Source organism: Desulfosoma caldarium (assembly GCF_003751385.1).
In the GTDB taxonomy this organism is placed as follows: Bacteria; Desulfobacterota; Syntrophobacteria; order Syntrophobacterales; family DSM-9756; genus Desulfosoma; species Desulfosoma caldarium.
On the sequence record NZ_RJVA01000011.1, the window covers coordinates 428,800 to 450,076 of the forward strand.

Consider the following 21,277-nt stretch of genomic DNA (forward strand, 5'->3'; position numbering starts at 1 on the left):
CCTTCCCCCCAGGCATCCTCATGACGCACGTCCCAGGGTCAATGGACTAGCCCTCAGGTCCGTTAGGACGGCCATGATGGCCGCCTGCCATCACCACTCGGCGAGGAGGCCATCCCTTTAAAGACGAGGGCCCGCCCCGGTATTCGTAGGGGCGGCCATTGTGGCCGCTCGCAATGTTCGAACCGCGAGGAGCCGGTCTCTTCGATGGGACGGGCTTAGGCGTTTTGTATCCCAGAACGAAACGATTTTGAACAGCATGCCACGGCCCACTTCCATGAGACCCCTTTGTCCTGGAAGCGCGGGCCTCTGGCATTTAAAGATGGCGGGCGCGATATTGGCTTTAAGTCTCTTTTGGCGAAATTGAGAGGCGGAATGCCTGTGCTCCAAGTGCCAAGCATCGCAAGAACTTTTGTTCAGCATACAAGCCCAAGAGGCGTTCGAACGCTCAGAAAGCGATGCCTTTGAGCTTCTCTTTCGTCAAACTTGAAATGGGCTGAGGCACGGTGCACCCATGGGTGGCTTCTGGGAGGATTTTGGGTTTCCCGGTTTTATTCCTTCTCGCGGCGAATACGGGCGCCCACAGCTTGAAGCTTACCGTCCAGGTTTTCATAACCGCGTTCCAGATGATAAATGCGGCTCACATCGGTGCGGCCTCGAGCGGCCAGACCCGCCAGCACCAATGAGGCCGACGCTCGAAGATCCGTGGCCATGACCGGAGCGCCGGAAAGAAAAGGCACCCCGCGCACCACAGCACTTCGGCCATCCAGCACGATGTCCGCTCCAAGGCGTCGCAGTTCGCTGACATGCATGAACCGGTTCTCAAAGATCTGTTCCTTGATGATACTAACGCCGTCTCCCAAGGTCATGAGCGCCATGAATTGTGCCTGCATGTCCGTGGGAAAACCCGGATATGGCCATGTGGTGGCGTTGATGCTTCGAATGGGGCCATGCGAAGCTTCCGCCGTGAGAGTTTCACCATCTTGGGTGATTGTCATGCCGGCATCCTTCAGCTTGCGAAGAACGGCGTCCACATGGTCGGGGCGACAATGGGTCAGTCGCAGGCGACCTCCGGTGATGCCCGCCGCAACCAGGTAGGTGCCCGTTTCAATGCGGTCGGGTATGACACGATGTGTGCCGGGGTTCAAGGATTCCACGCCTCGAATCCGAATGATGGCCGTGCCGACCCCTTCGATGCGAGCCCCCATGGCCGTGAGGTAATCGGCCAGATCCACCACTTCCGGTTCTCGTGCGGCATTCTCGAGAACGGTTTCTCCTTCAGCCAGGGAAGCGGCCATCATGAGGTTTTCCGTGCCGGTGACCGTGACTTGGTCAAAGGTAAAAGCTGTGCCTCGAAGCCGCTCGCAGTGCACATGCACATAGCCGCCTTCCAAATCTACCTGGGCGCCCATGGCCTGAAGACCGCGCAGGTGCAGATCGATGGGCCGAGCCCCGATGGCGCATCCTCCGGGCAAAGACACTCGAGCGCGCCCGTGACGGGCGGCCAACGGGCCGAGGACCAGAACCGAGGCGCGCATGGTCTTCACGAGTTCGTAGGGCGCTTCCGGCCGGGTGATGGAGGACGTGTCGATGGTGAGCGCGTCTTGGTGCTCCGTACGGGCTCCCATGTGGTGCAGCAACCGTTCCATGGTGCGAATGTCCCGCAGTCGAGGCACATTGGTGAAAACGTGCCGACCCGGGGCCAAAAGGGAAGCCGCCATGAGGGGCAAGGCGGCGTTCTTGGCACCGCTGATAGGGATCTCACCCTGAAGTGGAACACCGCCTTCGATGACCAATTTGTCCATGAACCTTAGCCTTTCTACCTTTTCAGGGTCATTGGGTTATGGCGGACGGTGGTGAGGCGAAGAACGCGGGGAATGTTCGAATAGTCGCGCAGCACTTCCACCGTGTCCACCCCGGGTAAGGCTCGAGCTGCGGGGGCCAATAAACGCTCTTGGCCCATGCCGAACTCCATCAGGAGGACACCGCCGGGCACGAGAAGCGGTATGGCTTCCTCAAGGAGCTTTTGCGGAATGAAGGTGCCTTCCGCCCCTCCACCTCGAAGCGCTTGCGGCGGCTCGTGGCAGCGAATTTCCGGCGCCAGGTTGTCCCATTGGGTATCGCCTACGTAGGGCGGATTGGTGCAGATGAGATGAAAGGGTGGAGGGATCGAGCGAAAAGCCGTGGTGAGGTACGACGCCGTAAAGGCGATGCGGTTCAGCACGCCATGACGTTCGGCGTTTCGTCGCGCAGTTTGCAAAGCGTCCCATGAAATGTCGCACGCCACAATGGTCCACTGCGGCCGCTCCTTGGCCAAGGCGATGGCAATGGCCCCGGATCCCGTGCCAACATCCAAAACGCCGATGGGATCTTTTCCAAAGGCTTCCAACGCCAGCTCCACCAGCCGCTCCGTTTCCGGCCGTGGAATGAGAACCGAAGGGTTCACTTCCAATTCCAAAGACCAGAATTCCTGATGGCCTGTGATATATTGGGTGGGTTCTCGTGCTGCGCGGCGTTGAATGAGCGCTCGATACCGGGCCAGTTCCTCGGGGCACAGGGGCTGATCATAGCGCAGGTAAAGGTCGACCCGACGCAGGTTCAAAGCGTGGGCGAGCAAAACCTCCGCGTCGGATCGGGGCTGTTCCAGACCTTTGCGGCGGAAGTAGTCGGTGGTCCACTGCAGGACCTTCAAGATGGTCCACGTCTCTTCCATTGCCTAGAGCGAAAACCACTTATCGCATCGAGAATAACCCAGTGATCCGGCGATTGAATGACCTAATGCCCCAATAACCAAAGGATATTATGAATCCCTGTCTTTCAATGCTTGCGCTTGCGCGGCGGCGATGAGCGGGTCGATGATGTCGTCCAGAGCGCCCATCATGACTTCATCCAGCTTGTAAAGCGTAAGATTGATGCGGTGGTCGGTGACGCGGTTTTGAGGGAAGTTGTAGGTGCGGATGCGTTCGCTGCGATCCCCGGATCCCACTTGGCTTTTGCGGTCCTGAGCGATCTTGGCTTCTTGTTCCGATCGCATCATGTCCAGCAGCCGTGCTCGAAGCACCTTCAGGGCCTTGGCCTTGTTCTTGTGCTGAGATTTTTCGTCCTGGCAGGTGACCACGAGGCCCGTGGGAAGATGCGTGATGCGCACGGCCGAATCCGTCGTGTTCACGCTTTGGCCCCCTGGTCCTGACGAGCGAAACACATCCACTCTGAGATCGTTGGGGTCGATGGCCACGTCCACTTCTTCGGCTTCCGGCAACACGGCCACCGTGACGGCCGACGTGTGAATGCGACCCTGGCTTTCCGTATCCGGCACGCGCTGCACGCGATGCACACCCCGTTCAAATTTCAGGCGGCTGAAGGCCCCCGGGCCGTTGATGGCCGCGATGACTTCTTTGAACCCGCCGATGCCTGTGGGGTGTGCATCCAGCAGTTCCACTTTCCAGCCTCGATTTTCCGCGTATCGGGAGTACATGCGGAAAAGGTCCGCGGCAAAAAGCGCCGCTTCTTCACCACCGGTGCCCGCCCGGATCTCCAGGATCACGTTCTTTTCATCGTTGGGGTCCTTGGGCACGAGCATGCGTTTGAGGGCCAGTTCGGTGTCTTCCAGTTCCTTGCGGAGCCGGTTCAGATCCTCGCGAACGAGTTCGCGCATTTCGGGATCGGCCTCATGGCGAAGCAGATCCTGGTTGGCTTCTATTTCCTGCTGGGCTTTGCGATAACGTCGCAGCGCCTCCACCAAGGGCGAAAGATCCGCATGTTCCTTGGCGACCTTTTGATATTCCTTGGGTTGAGCGAGCAGCTCTGGATCGCTCAAAAGCTTTTCCAGTTCCGCGTGACGCTCTTCCAGTCCGGCCAATCGATCAAACATAGGAATTCCGGTCTTTGGCAAAAGACGCAAAAAAACCCGGACACACTCTCAAAACCCCCTCACAGGCTCGAAGCCCGCCAGGGGAGGTCCCGGGTTTGAGGTTCTAACCGTTTTCTCGAGATTTTTCCTGATTCTTCTGGTACTGCTCGTACTTTTTCATGAACCGTTCGATGCGCCCACCCGTGTCCACCAGTTTTTGCTTGCCCGTAAAGAACGGATGGCATTTGGAACAAATTTCCACGCGAATGTCTTTTTTTGTGGAACCCGTCTGAATTTCGTTGCCGCAGGCGCAGCGAATCACCGTCTGAAAGTAGTTTGGATGAATATCTTTTTTCATGGTCGCCTCCGTGTGGGTTCGTTCTTCGAGAGCCCAACATTATAGCCACGCACGGGCGGGATGCAAGCCCTTTCCTTAACGATTCATGGATGCCAGGAAATCTTCGTTGTCCTTGGTGCCTTGCATCTTATCCAAAAGGAATTCCATGGAATCCACCGAGTTCAAGGGCGAGAGGAGCTTGCGCAGAATCCAGATGCGGTTGAGATCGTCCGGGGGCAGCAGTAATTCTTCCTTGCGGGTGCCCGAGCGGTTGATGTCGATGGCCGGGAAGATACGCCGATCTGCAAGCTTACGATCCAAATGGATTTCCATATTGCCCGTGCCCTTGAATTCCTCAAAGATGACTTCGTCCATGCGGCTTCCCGTATCAATGAGGGCCGTGGCGATAATGGTGAGGCTTCCGCCTTGTTCGATATTACGTGCGGCACCGAAAAAGCGCTTGGGTCGATGCAGGGCGTTGGAATCCAAGCCGCCCGAAAGGATTTTGCCGCTGGGCGGCACCACTGTGTTGTAAGCTCGAGCGAGCCGTGTGATGCTGTCCAGCAAAATGACCACGTCTCGACGGTGTTCCACCAGGCGCTTGGCCTTTTCGATGACCATTTCAGCCACCTGCACATGACGTTGAGCCGGTTCGTCAAAGGTGGAGCTCACCACTTCGGCCCGCACGTTGCGCTCCATGTCTGTCACTTCTTCGGGACGTTCGTCGATGAGGAGCACGATGAGATAGGCGTCTGGATGATTCTTAGCAATGGCGTTAGCGATGTTTTGTAAGAGCATGGTCTTGCCCGTGCGCGGCGGTGCCACGATCAGGCCGCGCTGCCCAAAGCCCACGGGAGTAAGCAGATCCATAACGCGGGTGGAATAATTATCCGAGGTGGTTTCCAGTTGAATGCGCCGGTCGGGGTAGATGGGTGTGAGGTTGTCAAAGAGGATTTTGTCCTTGGCCACTTCGGGTTCTTCGAAGTTGACCGCTTCCACCTTGAGCAGCGCAAAATAGCGTTCGTTGTCTTTGGGAGGTCGAATTTGGCCTGAGACGGTGTCACCCGTGCGCAGGTTAAACCGCCGAATCTGGGACGGGCTCACATAGATGTCATCCGGGCCGGGCAGGTAGTTGTAATCCTGGGTGCGCAGAAACCCGAAGCCGTCGGGAAGGATTTCCAGGACACCTTCGCCGTAGATGAGGCCGCTTAGTTCCGCCTGAGCCTGCAAAATGGCGAAAATAAGATCCTGCTTGCGCATGGAGGTGGCCCCTTCGATTTGCAGGGCTCGGGCCAAGGTGACCAGTTCCTTGATGTTGCGCCTTTTGAGCTCCACCAGGTTCATTTCGCGGTGGGCGAGGGCTACGTCCCTTTTGGACGCCGTGGCGGTGGACGCCGTGGAGTTGTTGTTCTCGGTCATTCGCTCTTCCTTTTCACCGTTAAAATCCCAAACGGGTCCAAATGCTCTTGCCGTCCCCCTGCCGGTTCAGGCATTCGTGGCAGTCGGCAAGAATCTTCTCGATCTCTTGTTGATATCCCAGCTTTTCCACCGCTTGAGGGTAGTTTTCCTGGAGGCGCATCAACCTTAACTGAGCGGCTCGGTACTTGCCCATCCGGTAGTACATGCGCCCGATGCGGAATTCGTGCGCGGCAATGCGCTTTTCGCATTCCAAAAGCTGGGCCTGCGCCTTGGAGGCATATTCCGTGCCGGGATACACTTCCACCAGCCGTTGAAAGGTTTCCATGGCCTTGCGCGTCTGGTCCTGATCCCTGTCCATGGACGGCGAGATGAGATACTGGCTCATGCCCAGTTGATACAACACGTAGGGCACGGCATCGTTTCGCGGATGCAGCCGCAAGAATTCTTCATAAGCCAAGGCCGCTTCTTCATAGTTCTTTTTGTGAAAGTGGGCATCGCCGATCTTGAGTTCCGCCAAAATGGCGTACTTGCTGTAGGGGTAGCGTTCTTTCAGTTTCTGAAAGGATTCCAAAGCCCTGCCGTATTTTTTGGCCCGCATCGCTTCCATGCCGTCCCAAGCCAATTGTTCCGGTGTACGTTCGATGCTCTGGCCGGAATCGAACAGGTCGTCGAAATAGTAGCTGAGAAGGTTTGTGCCGCATCCAGTCAAAACCAGGGTGCACAGTCCAAGGGCTGTGGCGCACCGCAGGGCGCCGCTGAAGATCCATCGAGCAGGCAAAACTTTCATGCTAAAGCACTCCATGACATGCTCTGGCGTGGGATTTATCCGTGGTGGGCCAAGGATTCCACGTAACGTCCTGCGCAAAAAGCCGCCGTGGCGCCGTCGCCTACGGCAGTGACGATTTGACGAAGGCTTTTGGATCGCACATCGCCAGCCGCATAAACCCCCGGAACCGATGTGGCCATCTGATTGTCGGTGATGAGAAACCCCAAGGCATCTCGGTGAACGTCTTCAGGGACCCACTGCGTGTTGGGAACAAGTCCCACGAAGACAAACACGCCGGAAACGTTGAGTTCCGAAGAAGCATTGGTGACCGTGTCTTGCAGGACGAGGCCCGTCACCCCTTGAGGACCTCCCTGAATTTCGGTAACGATGCGGTTCCAGTGCACGGTGATTTTGGGGTTGGCCAGGGCTTCTTCCTGAAGGATCTTCACGGCGCGAAGGGTGTTTCGGCGATGAATGATGTGCACGTGGGACGCGAACTTGGTCAGATACACGGCCTCTTCCACCGCCGTATCACCGCCTCCGATAACGGCCACCTCTTCGTTGCGGTAAAACGGGCCATCACAAATGGCACAATAGGACACACCGCGCCCCGTGAATTCCGCTTCGCCTTTGACCTGAAGCTTCCGCGGCGTGCAGCCCGTAGCGATAATCACCGCCTTGGCCTCCATAGGCCCCTCGGGCGTATGCAGCACCTTGATTGTGCCCGAAAGGTCCAACCCCGTCACTTCGACGCTGCGATGTTCCATGCCGAAACGCAGCCCCTGGGCTTTAAACAGCTCGGTCAATTCAAATGTGGTGATGCCTTCGGGAAAACCCGGGTAATTGTCCACTTTTTCGTAGGTAAGAAGCTGGCCACCGAGGCCGATGCGTTCCACCAGGAGCGTCTTATAGCGGGCGCGGGAGGCGTACAATGCCGCCGTAAGCCCGGCCGGCCCTCCACCCACGATCACCATGTCATACGTTGTAGGGCTCGTCATGGGGATTTGGCACGCTTTGATGAAGTGTGTTCATGGACCCGCGAGTGGGCCCATGGCGATTGGCGTTCTGGGAAGGCGAAGGGATTAGGACACCACCTTGTCCACCGCTGCGGTGATTTGGGATTTGGCCACTGCCCCCGTGATCTGCTCGGTCACGGTACCGTTCTTAAAAAGAATCAAGGTCGGGATGGCGCGAATGCCAAAACGGGCAGGCGTGTTGGGATTTTCATCCACATTGCACTTGGCCACCTTGAGTTTTCCCGCGTATTCGGCCGACAATTCTTCGATGACCGGAGCAATGGCGCGGCACGGCCCACACCACGGTGCCCAGAAATCCACAAGAACCGGAATGCTCGATTGCAAGACGTCCTGTTCAAAACTGCTGTCCGTGATTTCTATGATGTTCTTTCCCGCCATGTGATCAAACCTCCCTGGGCATTGTGCTGGGGGCCGATGGGCCCTGACCCGCATGTTTTTTTCCTCTGCCTCACGAAACTCGATGTTGGACTATAAACCAGCCCATTTTTCTTTGTCAACGACTGCGGAAGGAGGTAAGAGCAGACCCACGTTGCCCACCCACCTGTGCGAGCTGTTGTGGGAGTTGGCCCATGAGCAAAGACAAGACCGTTTTTCAATGCCTGGAATGCGGTTACGAAACATCTAAATGGCTGGGCCGATGCCCCGGCTGCCATGCCTGGAACACGCTGCAGGAGGCCGTAAAATCCGCAGGCCTTCGGCGAACAACCGCAGGGAGGTCCCCGTCCGCGCAGCCTGTGCTTCTGTTCGACGTGCCGATCCTTGAAGACATGCGCCTGAAATCGGGCCTGAAAGAATGGGACCGCGTCCTGGGTGGGGGGCTGGTTCCCGGATCCGTCATGTTGCTGGCGGGCGATCCCGGTATCGGCAAATCCACGCTCCTTCTGCAGGCCCTCGGCCACATGGCGCGCCTCGGCCCCGTGCTCTACGTGTCCGGAGAAGAAAGCCTGGCGCAAATCAAACTGCGTGCTCAGCGCCTCGGCCTTGAGCGCACCGAATCCCTATGGGTTCTCGCGGAAACCAGTCTGGACACTCTGGAACCCGTCCTGGTCGACCGGCCTCCCCTGGTTTTGGCCGTGGATTCCATTCAAACCATGCGATTGGACGCTCTGGAAAGCGCTCCGGGGTCCGTGTCCCAGGTGAGAGAATCTGCGGCGTGGCTGCAACGGTTGGCCAAAGAAAAAAACATGGGCGTTTTTCTTGTGGGCCACGTCACCAAGGAGGGCATTGTGGCCGGGCCTCGTGTGTTGGAACACCTGGTGGATGCGGTGTTGTACCTGGAAGGGGACCGCAGCCACTCCTTTCGGTTGCTTCGCACTGTGAAAAACCGGTTCGGATCCACCAACGAAATCGGCGTCTTTGAAATGAAGGAATCGGGCCTGGAACAGGTGCCGAACCCATCACGATTTCTCCTGGCGGAACGCCCTGTGGGAGGATCGGGGTCGGTGGTGGTCTGCGCCATGGAAGGCACCCGCCCCATTCTGGTGGAAGTGCAGGCTCTAGTCTCGTCCAGCGGCTGGACACAGCCACGGCGCACCTTCATGGGCGTGGATGCCAATCGCGTGTCCCTGCTTTTGGCCGTGCTGGAAAAGAAATTGGGCTTTCATTTTCTGCAGCAGGACGTGTTCGTCAATGTGGCTGGTGGCGTCAAGCTCACCGAAACGGCGGCGGACCTGGCCGTGGTCCTGGCCTTGGTGAGCAGTTCCCTGGATGTGCCTTTGCCCGAAGATCTGGTGGCCTGGGGAGAAGTGGGCCTGGCGGGAGAAGTGCGAGGCGTGGGGCATGCGACGCGCCGACTGGCCGAAGCCGTTTCCTTGGGATTTCGCACCATCGTGTGCCCACGGGGAAATCAGGAACAACTGGCGGCCAGCAACCCCCATGTTCAATACCTTGGGGTTCGATCCGTGGAAGAAGCCGTAAACCAGCTCTTCGGCTAAAGCCACGGCCATGGCCGCGCAGGCGCTTCGACCATTGCTATGGGCGGCTGACGGCGACCGCCGGCATTTTCACGAAAAACCCCCGCTCGCTTTTAGACCGGGTTCGATGTCGGCGGAGGGGCTTCCAATGCTCGGCGAATACCACGAGTGAAGGGTTTTCGAATGATGCCCACTTCCGTGATGATCCCCGTGATGTACCGATGAGGCGTCACATCGAAGGCCGGGTTGACAGCGGCCATGCCTCGAGGCGCCACCAGGCGGCCGTAAAAATGGGTCACTTCTTTGGCATCTCTCTCTTCGATGGGGATTTGCGATCCGTTGGGTAGCAGGGGATCGATGGTAGATCGCGGCGCGGCCACGTAAAAGGGCACGCCGTTGGCTTGGGCCAGCACCGCCAGGGCGTAGGTCCCAATCTTGTTGGCCGTGTCGCCGTTGGCGGCGATGCGGTCCGCTCCCACGATCACCAGATCGATCTTTTTTTGCTGCATCAAACTTCCGGCCGCATTGTCCGTGATCAGGGTGCATGGGATTTTTTCCGCCATGAGCTCATAGGCCGTCAGGCGGCTCCCCTGAAGAAAAGGCCGCGTTTCGCAGCAGGTGACGTGAAGGGATGGGTCGGCGGCAAAAGCCGCTCGAATGACTCCCAGTGCGGTGCCGTAGTCGCCGGTGGCGAGTGCGCCCGCGTTACAGTAGGTGAGAATGCGGGCGCCTCGAGGAACGACCTCCATGCCCCACCGGCCGATGGCTTCGTTCGTGCGAACATCTTCTTCCAAAATCGCCTGGGATTTTTCGCGAATGAGCTGCTGCAGCCGGGGCACATCCACTCCGGGATTTTCCACAACCACGGCAAACATGGCATCCACGGCCCAACTCAAATTGTTGCCCGTCGGCCGAGCCGATCGAATGCGCTCACACACGCGGGAAAACTTGCGAACAAAAGTGCGCACATCTGCGGCCATGATGGTGCGAGCGCCCAAGGCCGCCGCCATGGCTCCCGCGATGCCGACGGCCGGAGCACCACGAATGGCCATGGTCTTGATGGCGCGAATGACGTCATCGACCGTGGTGCATCGCAAAACCTTGTGCTTGTGAGGCAGAAGCCTTTGGTCCAGGATCATGACGGCATCGCCGTCCCACCATATGGGGCGAAGTGGCGAAGAAGGCATGGGCACTCTCCTTTTGGCCAGTTAAGAAATTCCTGCAGCATTTCGTCCTTGCACACGCCCGCTCGGGGCGGCGCCGGGAGCCCATCGCAAGCCCGCCGCCTTTTGCTCATCCAAAATTGGTCGCTCCCGCGAAAGCGGAAGTCCACAACATCTTTTCAAAGCAACCGCGTCCTCTCGATCCGATTTCTTCGGGGACGGCCCTCGGGCCGTCCCTTCGAAAGCACGGGACTCGGACTTTATACCGGCCAGCGAGGGCGTCTATCAGTTCAGGCCGACGGACTCGAAAGCTTTTCTTTGAGAAGGCGGTTAACCAGCTGAGGGTTGGCCTTGCCGCGCGTCTTTTGCATGACCTGCCCGATAAAAAATCCCATGAGCTTCTCTTTGCCTTGCCGGTAAGCGTCCACTTCCTTGGGGTTTTCCTGAAGCACTTGGTCGATGATGACCATAAGGACCCCTTCGTCGGTTACCTGCCGCAAGCCCTTGTCTTCAACAATGCGCGACGGTGCCGCGCCGCTTTCGTACATTTCTTTGAAGACCGCTTTGGCGATCTTGCCACTAATGACGTTCTTGTCCACCAGGTCCAGAAGTTCCGCCAAATGGGCGGGCGGCACGGGACATTGGTCAATGTCGCGCTCATCTCGCTTCAGCTCCCGAAGAAGCTCGCTCATGATCCAGTTGCTGACCGTCTTAGGCTGCGGAAAATCCGCCGTGACGGCTTCAAAATAGTCGGCCACATCCTTGGACGCCGTAAGGACCGCCGCATCATAGGCGGGCAGGCCGTATTGCGCCACGAATCGTTCCCGCTTGGCGTCGGGCAATTCGGGAAGACTGCGGCGCACCTCTTCGATCCACGCCTCATCGATGGTCAGCGGTACCAGATCAGGGTCGGGAAAGTAGCGGTAATCGTGGGCTTCCTCTTTACCACGCATGCTGATCGTTACTCCTCGACCCGCATCCCAAAGGCGCGTTTCCTGCACCACCGCTTCACCCTTGTCCAGAAGAGCACGCTGACGGCGCACTTCAAATTCCAAAGCGCGCTGCACATGGCGAAAGGAATTCATATTTTTGAGTTCCGTTTTCACACCGAAGCCCGTGGTGCCGGCGGGTCGCAAACTGATGTTGGCGTCGCAACGAAAGCTGCCCTCTTCCATGTTCCCGTCGCAGATTTCCAGGTAGCGCAAAATGTCTCGAAGCGTGCGCAAGTACGCCGCCGCTTCCTCGGGCGTGCGTATGTCGGGTTCGCTGACGATTTCAATCAAGGGCACGCCCGTGCGGTTGAAATCGACATAGCTCACCGGTTGGGCTTCGTCATGAACGAGCTTTCCCGCATCCTCTTCCATGTGAATGCGCGTGATCCCAATGCGTCGGGTGCCGTTTTCCGTGGTGATGTCGAGCCAGCCACCCGTGGCCAAAGGTTCTTCATACTGGGATATCTGATAATTTTTGGGTAGGTCCGGGTAGAAATAATTCTTGCGGGCGAAGCGGCATCGAGAAGCAATGCGGCAGTGTGTGGCCAGGGCCATTTTCATGGCGTATTCGACCACGGTGCGATTCAGCACGGGGAGCACTCCCGGCATGCCCAAACACACAGGGCAGGTGTGGGTGTTGGGCGCGGCCCCAAAGGCCGTGGAGCACCCGCAAAAAATCTTGCTTTGCGTGAGCAGCTGCGCATGCACTTCCAATCCGATGACCGTTTCCCATTCCATGATCGTGCCTCGCAGTACAATCGGTTGCACGGGGCGGCGCTTGCCCGCCCGCGAAAATTTCCACCCGCCCCTTTTAGCACCGATTGGAGCATTCGTGAAGTCGTGAAGTCGTGAAGTCGTGAAGTCGTGAAGTCGTGAAGTCGTGAAGGGGGGAAAGCGACCATGGACGCTTTCACGATTTTGACTTTGCGAAACTTTTCTTCTACAAAGGGCGAAGCGAAAAGGGCCCGGTGGAGCTTTTCGCGTGGCGATTCCAACGGCGTTTCTTGGTGCAACGGCGGGAGGTGCGACCAATGATCAACGGGAGAGGGTGGCCATGAAAATTCACGAACACCAAGCGAAGGAACTGTTTCAGAAGTATGGAGTGCCCGTTCCTCGAGGCCGAGTGGCCTTTACGGTGGAGGAAGCCCAATCGGTGGCTCAAGACCTGGGCACTTTACCCGTGGTGATCAAAGCCCAGATTCATGCTGGCGGCCGGGGCAAAGCAGGCGGCGTGAAGCTGGCCCATACGGCGGAGGACGTCGCAGCCGTGGCCGGCAGCATTCTCGGCATGACCCTCGTTACCCATCAAACGGGGCCCGAAGGCCGTCTGGTGCGCAAGGTCTTGGTGGAAGAGGGCCTGGATATTGACAAGGAGCTCTACTTGAGCCTTCTGCCCGACCGATCCACGGCAAAACTCGTTTTTATGGCCAGCGAAGCCGGCGGCATGGACATTGAGGAAGTGGCGTCCAAAACGCCGGAAAAAATCGTCAAGGTCTATGTGGATCCTCTGGTGGGCCTGCAGCCCTTCATGGCCCGCAAACTGGCCTACGGCCTTCGCCTAGAACCCGATATCTTGAAGCTCTTTCTTCCCATGGTCCACGCTTTGTACCGGCTGTGCTTGGACTACGACGCGTCCCTTGTGGAGATCAACCCTCTGGTGGTTACCAAGGACCGAAGGCTTCTTGCCTTGGATGCCAAGATGAATTTCGATGACAATGCCCTCTTTCGCCACAAGGACGTCCTGGCCTATCGAGACCTGGACGAGGAGGACCCTTTGGAAGTGGAGGCGTCCAAGCACAACCTAAACTACATCAAAATGGACGGCAATATCGGCAACATGGTCAACGGCGCCGGCCTGGCCATGGCCACTATGGACATCATCAAGCTGGCGGGAGCCGAACCGGCCAACTTTTTGGATGTGGGTGGAGGCGCCAGCGCAGAAATGGTGGAAAACGGCTTTCGCATCATTTTGAGCGATCCCAACGTCAAGGGGGTGCTCATCAACATTTTCGGCGGCATTTTGCGCTGCGACGTGCTGGCTCAGGGTGTGGTGGAGGCCAGTAAAAAAGTGGGCGTCAAGGTCCCCGTGGTCATTCGCATGGAAGGCACCAACGTGGAACAGGGGCGCAAAATCTTGCAGGAATCGGGCTTGAACCTCATCGTGGCACAGGACCTCAAAGACGCGGCCCAAAAAGTGGCGGCCATCGCCAAGGCCTAGGAGGAAACACCATGAGCATCTGGGTGAATGCGCAGACGCGAGTCCTTGTTCAGGGAATTACCGGCCGAGAGGGGCAGTTTCACACACGGCAATGCGTGGCCTATGGAACCCGCGTCGTGGCCGGGGTCACGCCGGGAAAAGGCGGCCAGACCATGGACGACATTCCGGTATTCAACACCGTGGAAGACGCCGTGCGACAGACGGGGGCCGACTGCTCCATGATTTTCGTGCCACCGCCCTTTGCTGCCGACGCCATTCTGGAAGCCATGGACGCCGGCGTGCGCGTGATCGTGACCATCACGGAAGGCATTCCCGTCATGGACATGCTCTTGGTAAAAAACGCCCTCAAGGGATCCTCCTCGCGCCTCATCGGCCCCAACTGCCCCGGCATCATCACGCCGGGCCAGTGCAAGGTGGGTATCATGCCCGGTCCCATTCATAAGCCGGGATCCGTGGGCGTGGTTTCCCGTTCCGGCACCTTGACCTACGAAGTGGTGCACCAGCTCACTCTTCAAGGCATCGGTCAGAGCACCTGCGTGGGCATCGGCGGGGATCCCGTAAACGGGACGAACTTCATCGATTGCCTGAAAGCGTTCCAAGAGGATCCCGAAACCAAGGCCGTGGTCATGGTGGGGGAAATCGGCGGGTCGGCGGAAGAAGAGGCGGCCGATTTTATCGCCCGCCACATGACCAAACCTGTCGTGGGGTTCGTGGCCGGTCTCACGGCACCTCCCGGCCGGCGTATGGGCCACGCGGGAGCCATCATCAGTGGATCCAGTGGCACGGCTCAAGCGAAAATTCAGGCCATGAAGCAGGCGGGCATTACCGTGGTGGAGAACCTGGGAGAACTGGGGGCCGTTTGCAGGGAAGCCTTTGCCTCGGTGCTTTAGGGCAAAGGGAGTGCTACGATTGGGGAAGCCTTTGGGGTCAATGACCGGGCTTCCCTCGGCCTTTGTAAAGTGTCAGGAGAGCCGACCGAAAACGGTTTTCATGGTCTGATCGCATCCATTGGGCTCATTGGCCCTCCGAGGGTTGCTCCGGAAAAGCCGAGGGTACGCTGTTTGTTCTCGTAAGACCGTGCACATGAGGACGCGCCTCGCCATGTGAAGACAGGACGTGTTGTTGGTCCGAAATCGAAGGGACCGGCTCTTGCCAGTCCGATGACGACGCTGACCTTTGAAGGGACTGCGTCCTTGGGATGTGCCGAGGAGGGGAGCGGATTCTGCCGGGTTGAAATGCCTGTGCCGGTCAAAGGGTCAGCCGCGCTCTATGAAAGGGCCCCAGGGCACGATGGGCTCTCGCGACGTGCCTCGCTTTTCCGCGATGCTTTTTCGAACAAGCTGTCCGTCAGTCGTTGCCGCCGCTGGGGCCGCAGAAGGATGCAAAAAGTCATTCCCGCGCTTCCATGGATCCATTTGGGGCCTCCGGGGCTGTGGTGTCTGGGATCCTGGGTCCAAACCGTCAGCCATGGGCACACGGAAATCCAGAGTTTTCAGCACGCCACCGAATTCCACCTGTGCTAGCGAGCCCACGCCTGGGATGACGAAACCGCTCCAAGCAGCTTGTCCGCAATGTCCCGTCCGGGAATGGCGCAAGCCGGAAAACGGCATCGGGCCGTGTCGTGCTCTTCTGCAATCAACCCATGAGCCCGCTTTCGGACACGGACCAATCTCACCGGCATTTCCACCATCAAACCCTTTTGGCTTAAGGTGAGCCGGGAAGGGAGCTTTTGCCAAAAATGTCTTCAAAAATCCGTTCGGCAGCTTCCTGCGTGCGCTCTTCCAGGGTTCGAAAGCGCTCCAGAAGGTCCTTGGCAAAAGGCGTCAAGGCTGATCCTCCACCCTTGATGCCGCCGATCTTTTTGTTCAGCACGGGGCATCCCAGGCGTTCTTCTGTGGCTCGAATCTTTCCCCAAACCGCGGAGTAGCTCATACCCAGTTCCTTGGCCGCGCCAATGATGGATCCCGCCCTTTCCACGGCTTCCAGAATGCGAAGGCGACCGGCACCAAAGACCAAAGCACCGGTGTCATCTTCCACCCACACCTTGCAATGGACGATAAGCTTTTTGTCCAGACCCACGCTGTTACCCCCTTCCTTCGGCGCAGCCCGTCTTGCCACGGTGCCCTCCATTCGATAGAAGAATCCTCGCACGATGCGCCTAGAGGGTCAACCGGGGTCGTGAATCGTGAATCGTGAATCGTGAATCGTGAATCGTGAATCGTGAATCGTAAATCGTGAATCGTGAATCGTGAATCGTAAATCGTGAATCGTGAATCGTGAATCGTGAATCGTGAATCGTGAATCGTAAATCGTGAATCGTGAATCGTGAATCGTGAATCGTGAATCGTGAATCGTGAATCGTGAATCGTGAATCGTGAATCGTGAATCGTGAATCGTGAATCGGGGATTGGGGATCGGGGATCGGGGATCGGGGATCGGGGATTGGGGATTGGGGGTGAGTGGTTGGGAATAGAAGCGAGGAAGGTCGAGGGGGTGTGAATGCCGGAATTTCTCAAGGTGAAGACAGCTGATGAAGTTCTGAACCTCATTGAAGACTTTGCGCCTTTGGAAGAGGAGACGGTTCTTTTGGAGGCGGCGGCGGGCCGAGTCCTGTCCCGGAATGTGGAAGCGTCATGTCATGTGCCCCATTTTCGCCGTGCGGTGATGGACGGCTATGCCGTCAGGGCTCGGGACACCTTCGGGGCTTCCGAATCCCTTCCGGCGCTTTTGACCGTAGTGGGCGAAGTGTTCATGGGGCAGCCGGCTCAGCACACTCTCGGCCCCGGGCAGGCCATCGCCGTGCCCACGGGGGGCGCCATGCCGGAAGGGGCGGACGCCCTGGTCATGGTGGAATACACTCAGGACGTGGGGGACGGCACCATTGAAGTGACCCGTCCGGTGGCGCCCGGCGATAACGTCTTAGAACCCGGCGACGATATCGCTGAAGCCAGCCTGCTCTTTCCTGCAGGCTGGCAGCTGAGGGCTCAAGACGTGGGGGTGCTCGCGGCCGTCGGCATGCGATCCGTTTCGGTGTTTCGCGTGCCTCGCGTGGCGGTGCTTTCCACCGGCGATGAAATCGTCTCCCCCGATGCCCCTGAGGTTCCTGTGGGAAAAATTCGCGACATCAACACCTTTGTTCTGGCGGCTCAGGTGCGCGAAGCCGGAGCCGTTCCGGGATGGACTCACGTGGTGCCCGACGATCTGGATCAGCTGGCTGCCGCCTGCCGCCAGGCCCTTACGGACCACGAGGTGGTGCTTCTTTCCGGAGGCAGTTCCGTGGGCGCCCGGGACTACACCGTGCAGGTGTTAGAACGGCTGAACGGGGCGGAGCTTCTGGTGCATGGTGTCGCCATTCGACCAGGAAAACCTACCATATTAGCCCGCATCGGATCCCGCATCTTATGGGGGCTTCCGGGCCAGCCCGCGTCGGCCATGATTGTCTTCACGGCCTTTGTGCGTCCAAGTCTACTGAGGCTGCAGGGCATAAGCGTGGACCGCTCTTCCAGAACGCGAACGTCCCGAGCCGTGCTGCAGCGCAACTTACCATCGGTGCACGGTCGAGCAGATTATATTCGTGTGAAACTGAGTGAAGAAGACGGTCAGGTGTTGGCGGAGCCCGTCTTTGGTTCCTCGGCCATGATCAGCACGCTGGCGCGGGCCGACGGCTACGTCATCGTTCCCGAACATGTGGAGGGGTATGAGGCGGGAACGGAAGTGACGGTGCACCTTTTCGGGTCTATAAGCCGCCCTTTTTTGGCCGGCAAAGAGGAAACCTGACGAAATGCTTCGGTGGAACCGTGTCTGGTATGCCTCGTTGAGCGAAGCCGCGGGCATCACGGTTGTGCACTGAAGATGAGGCACGGGGCGTGCCGGGGCATGGCGATGCAGGCGGCCGAAGCCCGGTTCCGCACCTAGGGTCCAGATCGAAGGTCTCGGCGGCGGTCGGGCGGCCCGTCGATGCGCACCACGTCTTCTATGGCCAGCTGAACACTGGCTGCCTGGCGAATGACGTCGATGCTGATGACCAGGGTGCCTTTTTTGGGATTGAGCCGCTGCAGAATGCCCACACATCCTGCAAAAGGTCCTCGAACCACTTCGACCCAGTCCCCTGCGGTGAGGTAAGGGTGCAGGGTGAGGGTGTCGGCGTGGGTGAGCACGGTGCGCAGGCTTTCCACCTGATAGTCCGAGATGAGTGCCGGCCCTTGGCTGTTCCTCACAACGTAGACGCTTCCAGGGATCTTTAGAATTTCCACGTGCACCTCATTGTCCAGCACCGTGTGCACGAACACGTACCCCGGAAACAGAGGCACCTGAAGCCGCACGCGCCGATCCCGCCTTTTGCTCCAGGTCGGCATCAGAGGCAGAAAGCATTCGATGTTTTTCTTCAGGAGTTGATCCGCGACTTTTTTTTCGTGATTGACCTGAACGTAGAGGGCATACCAGCCCGGCGCATTTTCCTGGGAAAGAAGCCGGTCATCATGTCCAATGGCGACTGGGGCGGGATTCTTTTTGGCCGAGGCGTCCATTTTGTCCCTCAGCATGGGAGCCCCTTCTTCTGCGTCGTTTCCTTTGCCCATGTCCTTCGTCAAAGATCTTATCGGCACAATGGCATCACGCCTTAAGCGCCTGCGGGGCGGTGTCGCCGCAAGATTGTACGTTTCTTGTCTTCTTTTTGTCCGTATTCTTCAAGGATCTTTTCCAGATTCCACGGAGTCGGCACTCGAAGCCGTTTTCCCGACCGGTCTTCATAGATAAGGTAGCCTTTTTCTATGGCATGAAAAAAGAGGTCCCGGGTGAGCAGCACATCCTCTTGACAGTAGTCGATGAGAAGATCCCAGCGGTTTTCACGAAACCATTGCACGGCCTGAATGCCGTCAGCCGTCTTCTTCCGCCCCAATGTCTTTTCGCTCAGGTGATCCAAGCTCAAACGAAAACCCAATTGCTGCCGCACGGCTTCCAACATGTCAAAAGCCGGAAGATGCTGCAGGGGTTTCGGCGTGTAGGCTTGCAACACCTGAAAATCGAAGTTTTTGATGTTGAACCCGACCACGAGGTCCAGGGCGTGCAGGCGGTCGATGAGGGTAGAGACCTCGTGTTCTCGATACACTTCTATGGTTTTGCGGCGGTGATCGTAAAGAACTGCCACGGAGACGCGCATGAGGTGCTTGTTGTCCCAGCCGCCCACGTCTTGAGCCAGTTTTTGCGTTTCCAGATCGAGAAATCCGATGGCCGGCTCCGGCTTTGCCGCCGACGCTTCGGGCCTCGTGAAGCCTTGCGCTTCCTCTTGTTGCAAGCCTCCCTTGGTCTCTTCCGCCCCCAGGGGTTTTCGACCCAGCAGGTAACGCAGCACTTCCATGGCCGCTTCCTTGTCCAGCGGCGTGTTCCCCGCGCCGCACTTGGGTGAATGAATGCAGCCGGGGCATCCTTCGTCGCAGGGACAACTTTCGATGAGCTCCAGGGTCCGTTCCAGAAGCGCCTCCACGATGTCGTAGCCGCGAGCGGCCAATCCGATGCCTTCCGGGTAGCCGTCGTAGATGAACACGGCACTCTTGCCCAACTGCGGGTGTAGTGGAATGGAAATGCCGCCGATGTCGTTGCGGTCGCACAGCGCAAACAGCGGAAACATGCTGATGGCCGCATGTTCCATAGCATGAATTCCGCCCATGTAGTGAAGGTTCGCCCGTCGAATTCTTTCCACAATGGCCTCTTCGATTTCCACCCAAAATCCTACGGTTTCAAAAACCTGTTCGGGAAGATCGAGCGGCGTAAAGTCCAACAACTCCTGCGTGAACAGGCGTTTCTTTTCATAGCCTGTAATGTGTTCGCGAACCCGAAGGCGGCCAAGTCTTGCGATGAAGGCCGTGCAGGGCTTGGAAGCCAGAATTTCCAGGATTTCCGTTTCCTTTTCGCTTTTGACCCACGTATAGTATTCGGCGTCCTGCGGCACGGCGCGTGCGATGCGTTTTACCAGGTCCAGGCTTTGAACCACAAAGGCTCGGCCCCGATGCAGATAGACGGCCCCGGGATGACATTCCTTGAAAGCGCGCACCCCGTCCGTGGTGCCGATGGGAATCCATCGTGTCTTGTTCTGCCCATCGGGGGCCAAAATGGTAAAGGACGGGCCCACACTGCGAATGTCCACGCCGCGGTGCGGGTACGGCGCCACAGCGAACCATTTTTGGCCGTCTTCCGACTGCACCAGGGTTCCACGATTCGTGGCGGAAAGCAGTGCCTGCTGCCGTGAAGGTGCCCACGCTTCCGCTTCTTCGGCGCGCACGGGAATTTCCGCCGCGGCACAAGGCAGATGTTCCGCCACAATGGCCGGGTTGTCCGGATCGGTCACGGCATTTTCGCAGGACCCGTTCAAAAAGGTTTCGGGATGCCGCACGATGTACTGATCCAAAGCGTCCGGCTGAGGAAGCATGATCACCGCACTTTCCCCGCCGCTTCGACCCACGCGTCCGCCCCGCTGCCACGTGGTCATGATGGTCCCGGGGTATCCCACGAGAAGGCACACGTCCAGTCCGCCGACGTCGATACCCATTTCCAGAGCACTTGTGGAAATGACCGCGGCAATGCGCCCTTCGGCCAGGCCCTGTTCAATACTTCGTCGTTCCGACGGAAGAAAACCCGCTCGGTAAGAGCTCACCTTGTGCGCCAGGTGGGGTGCCGCCCGGAGTAGGCTCATGTGCACCAACTCCGTCATGCGCCGCGATTGGGTAAACACGATGGTTTTCAGCCCCAAACGCACGGCATCCTGGGTGATGCGTGCCGCCAGGGACGCCAAAGGGCCTTCCGATTCCATGAAGACAAAATGGCGCCGCGCCTGCGGCGAGCCGGAGTGCGTCACGGTTTTTACCGGCTGATCGATGAGCTTTTGGGCCAGTTCTCCAGGATTGCCGATGGTTGCCGAAAGAAAGACATAGCGAGGCCGCGCACCGTAGAGGTCGGTGATGCGCTGAAGCCTTCGAAGAATCTGCGCCACGTGGCTGCCAAAGATGCCTCGATACGTGTGCAATTCATCCACCACCACGTAACGCAAACCTCGAAAAAAAGATTCCCACTTGGCATGGTAGGGCAGCAGAGCATAGTGAAGCATGTCCGGGTTGGAGACGAGCACGTGGGGAGGTTTTCGGCGAATGACGGCTCGCTGATGGCTGGTCGTATCCCCGTCATATACGGCGGCCGTGAAGGGCGTGGCACTGGGGACTGCTTCAAAAAAAGTGTTAAGCGCCTCCCATTGGTCGCGACTCAAGGCCTTGATGGGAAAAAGATAAAGAGCGTGCGCGTGAGGGTTCTGCAACAGGGCTTCGGTGACGGCCATGTTGTAGATGAGGGATTTGCCGCTGGCGGTTGGCGTGGCCACCACCACGTGGTGGCCGGATCGAAGAAAGTCCAATGCGGCGGCCTGGTGCTTGTACAAGCGCCGAATGCCGAGAGCGTGCAAGGCTTGACTAAGGGGTTTGGGAAGGGGAGCATGAGGCGCACCGTATTGCGGATCCTGAGCTTCCAGGACCGCGTGATGCGCGACACGCGCCGATTTCCACTCTTGCGTCAACAGGCGATGAAGAAATTTCTTCATGGA

General features: G+C 58.2%; 18 protein-coding genes. 4 read left to right on the forward strand and 14 right to left on the reverse strand.

Features of this window, described 5'->3' with window-relative positions; translation table 11 throughout:
• Positions 1-548: 548 nt before the first annotated feature.
• The 8 genes from murA to trxA all read right to left on the reverse strand — a co-directional run bounded on the left by murA (position 549) and on the right by trxA (position 7,784).
• Positions 549-1,802 carry a UDP-N-acetylglucosamine 1-carboxyvinyltransferase gene (gene murA, locus EDC27_RS07835; RefSeq protein ID WP_123290038.1) on the reverse strand — a complete coding sequence of 418 codons (1,254 nt, stop codon included), beginning with the start codon at positions 1,800-1,802 and terminating at the stop codon, positions 549-551.
• Between the two features lie 14 nt (positions 1,803-1,816).
• Positions 1,817-2,710, reverse strand: a complete 894-nt coding sequence (gene prmC, locus EDC27_RS07840) for a peptide chain release factor N(5)-glutamine methyltransferase (RefSeq protein ID WP_123290039.1) — start codon at positions 2,708-2,710, stop codon at positions 1,817-1,819.
• Positions 2,711-2,797: 87 nt separating this feature from the next.
• On the reverse strand, positions 2,798-3,868 hold the full coding sequence (prfA, locus tag EDC27_RS07845; protein ID WP_123290040.1) for a peptide chain release factor 1: 1,071 nt from the start codon (positions 3,866-3,868) through the stop codon (positions 2,798-2,800).
• A 103-nt stretch (positions 3,869-3,971) separates the two neighbouring features.
• The gene (rpmE, locus tag EDC27_RS07850) at positions 3,972-4,205 is read right to left on the reverse strand and encodes a 50S ribosomal protein L31 (protein ID WP_123290041.1); all 234 of its coding nucleotides are present in this window, start codon (positions 4,203-4,205) and stop codon (positions 3,972-3,974) included.
• 75 nt (positions 4,206-4,280) lie between these two features.
• Positions 4,281-5,528 carry a transcription termination factor Rho gene (gene rho, locus EDC27_RS07855; RefSeq protein WP_123290148.1) on the reverse strand — a complete coding sequence of 416 codons (1,248 nt, stop codon included), beginning with the start codon at positions 5,526-5,528 and terminating at the stop codon, positions 4,281-4,283.
• Positions 5,529-5,622: 94 nt separating this feature from the next.
• Positions 5,623-6,390, reverse strand: coding sequence for an outer membrane protein assembly factor BamD (locus EDC27_RS07860; RefSeq protein WP_170161688.1), 768 nt, complete (start codon positions 6,388-6,390; stop codon positions 5,623-5,625).
• A 35-nt stretch (positions 6,391-6,425) separates the two neighbouring features.
• On the reverse strand, positions 6,426-7,367 hold the full coding sequence (trxB, locus tag EDC27_RS07865) for a thioredoxin-disulfide reductase (protein WP_123290043.1): 942 nt from the start codon (positions 7,365-7,367) through the stop codon (positions 6,426-6,428).
• 84 nt (positions 7,368-7,451) lie between these two features.
• Complete coding sequence (gene trxA / locus EDC27_RS07870; RefSeq protein WP_123290044.1) at positions 7,452-7,784, reverse strand: thioredoxin; 333 nt, start codon at positions 7,782-7,784, stop codon at positions 7,452-7,454.
• A gap of 191 nt (positions 7,785-7,975) precedes the next feature.
• Here trxA and radA point away from each other — a divergent pair, with 191 nt between their 5' ends.
• The gene (radA, locus tag EDC27_RS07875; protein WP_123290045.1) at positions 7,976-9,340 is read left to right on the forward strand and encodes a DNA repair protein RadA; all 1,365 of its coding nucleotides are present in this window, start codon (positions 7,976-7,978) and stop codon (positions 9,338-9,340) included.
• Positions 9,341-9,432: 92 nt separating this feature from the next.
• Here the strand turns inward: radA and mtnA are convergent, their stop codons facing one another.
• Complete coding sequence (gene mtnA, locus EDC27_RS07880) at positions 9,433-10,506, reverse strand: S-methyl-5-thioribose-1-phosphate isomerase (protein WP_123290046.1); 1,074 nt, start codon at positions 10,504-10,506, stop codon at positions 9,433-9,435.
• A 266-nt stretch (positions 10,507-10,772) separates the two neighbouring features.
• Positions 10,773-12,227, reverse strand: coding sequence for an Asp-tRNA(Asn)/Glu-tRNA(Gln) amidotransferase subunit GatB (gatB, locus tag EDC27_RS07885; protein WP_342778637.1), 1,455 nt, complete (start codon positions 12,225-12,227; stop codon positions 10,773-10,775).
• Positions 12,228-12,528: 301 nt separating this feature from the next.
• Here gatB and sucC point away from each other — a divergent pair, with 301 nt between their 5' ends.
• Both sucC and sucD read left to right on the forward strand, forming a co-directional pair.
• Positions 12,529-13,692: an ADP-forming succinate--CoA ligase subunit beta gene (gene sucC, locus EDC27_RS07890; protein WP_123290149.1), complete on the forward strand. Its 1,164-nt coding sequence runs from the start codon at positions 12,529-12,531 to the stop codon at positions 13,690-13,692.
• A gap of 11 nt (positions 13,693-13,703) precedes the next feature.
• Complete coding sequence (gene sucD / locus EDC27_RS07895) at positions 13,704-14,582, forward strand: succinate--CoA ligase subunit alpha (RefSeq protein ID WP_123290048.1); 879 nt, start codon at positions 13,704-13,706, stop codon at positions 14,580-14,582.
• 629 nt (positions 14,583-15,211) lie between these two features.
• Here sucD and EDC27_RS15985 read toward each other — a convergent pair.
• Together EDC27_RS15985 and EDC27_RS07905 are read right to left on the reverse strand one after the other, a co-directional pair.
• Positions 15,212-15,373 carry a hypothetical protein gene (locus EDC27_RS15985; RefSeq protein ID WP_170161689.1) on the reverse strand — a complete coding sequence of 54 codons (162 nt, stop codon included), beginning with the start codon at positions 15,371-15,373 and terminating at the stop codon, positions 15,212-15,214.
• A 23-nt stretch (positions 15,374-15,396) separates the two neighbouring features.
• Positions 15,397-15,810: a winged helix-turn-helix domain-containing protein gene (locus EDC27_RS07905; protein WP_245994342.1), complete on the reverse strand. Its 414-nt coding sequence runs from the start codon at positions 15,808-15,810 to the stop codon at positions 15,397-15,399.
• A gap of 381 nt (positions 15,811-16,191) precedes the next feature.
• Here EDC27_RS07905 and EDC27_RS07910 point away from each other — a divergent pair, with 381 nt between their 5' ends.
• Positions 16,192-17,469 carry a molybdopterin molybdotransferase MoeA gene (locus EDC27_RS07910; RefSeq protein ID WP_123290051.1) on the forward strand — a complete coding sequence of 426 codons (1,278 nt, stop codon included), beginning with the start codon at positions 16,192-16,194 and terminating at the stop codon, positions 17,467-17,469.
• A 134-nt stretch (positions 17,470-17,603) separates the two neighbouring features.
• Here EDC27_RS07910 and EDC27_RS07915 read toward each other — a convergent pair whose 3' ends face one another.
• Together EDC27_RS07915 and EDC27_RS07920 are read right to left on the reverse strand one after the other, a co-directional pair.
• Complete coding sequence (locus EDC27_RS07915; protein ID WP_123290150.1) at positions 17,604-18,233, reverse strand: UpxY family transcription antiterminator; 630 nt, start codon at positions 18,231-18,233, stop codon at positions 17,604-17,606.
• 77 nt (positions 18,234-18,310) lie between these two features.
• Positions 18,311-21,274: a DEAD/DEAH box helicase gene (locus tag EDC27_RS07920; RefSeq protein WP_123290052.1), complete on the reverse strand. Its 2,964-nt coding sequence runs from the start codon at positions 21,272-21,274 to the stop codon at positions 18,311-18,313.
• Between the last annotated feature and the right edge of the window lie 3 nt (positions 21,275-21,277).

Coding starts and splice junctions, on each gene's coding strand:
- EDC27_RS07860 (WP_170161688.1), bottom strand. CDS start 6,390: ATGAAAGTTTTGCCTGCTCGATGGATCTTCAGCGGCGCCCTGCGGTGC.
- murA (WP_123290038.1), bottom strand. CDS start 1,802: ATGGACAAATTGGTCATCGAAGGCGGTGTTCCACTTCAGGGTGAGATC.
- trxB (WP_123290043.1), bottom strand. CDS start 7,367: ATGACGAGCCCTACAACGTATGACATGGTGATCGTGGGTGGAGGGCCG.
- prmC (WP_123290039.1), bottom strand. CDS start 2,710: ATGGAAGAGACGTGGACCATCTTGAAGGTCCTGCAGTGGACCACCGAC.
- EDC27_RS07920 (WP_123290052.1), bottom strand. CDS start 21,274: ATGAAGAAATTTCTTCATCGCCTGTTGACGCAAGAGTGGAAATCGGCG.
- trxA (WP_123290044.1), bottom strand. CDS start 7,784: ATGGCGGGAAAGAACATCATAGAAATCACGGACAGCAGTTTTGAACAG.
- EDC27_RS07915 (WP_123290150.1), bottom strand. CDS start 18,233: ATGCTGAGGGACAAAATGGACGCCTCGGCCAAAAAGAATCCCGCCCCA.
- prfA (WP_123290040.1), bottom strand. CDS start 3,868: ATGTTTGATCGATTGGCCGGACTGGAAGAGCGTCACGCGGAACTGGAA.
- sucD (WP_123290048.1), top strand. CDS start 13,704: ATGAGCATCTGGGTGAATGCGCAGACGCGAGTCCTTGTTCAGGGAATT.
- rho (WP_123290148.1), bottom strand. CDS start 5,528: ATGAACCTGGTGGAGCTCAAAAGGCGCAACATCAAGGAACTGGTCACC.
- EDC27_RS15985 (WP_170161689.1), bottom strand. CDS start 15,373: ATGCCGGTGAGATTGGTCCGTGTCCGAAAGCGGGCTCATGGGTTGATT.
- rpmE (WP_123290041.1), bottom strand. CDS start 4,205: ATGAAAAAAGATATTCATCCAAACTACTTTCAGACGGTGATTCGCTGC.
- radA (WP_123290045.1), top strand. CDS start 7,976: ATGAGCAAAGACAAGACCGTTTTTCAATGCCTGGAATGCGGTTACGAA.
- EDC27_RS07910 (WP_123290051.1), top strand. CDS start 16,192: ATGCCGGAATTTCTCAAGGTGAAGACAGCTGATGAAGTTCTGAACCTC.
- sucC (WP_123290149.1), top strand. CDS start 12,529: ATGAAAATTCACGAACACCAAGCGAAGGAACTGTTTCAGAAGTATGGA.
- mtnA (WP_123290046.1), bottom strand. CDS start 10,506: ATGCCTTCTTCGCCACTTCGCCCCATATGGTGGGACGGCGATGCCGTC.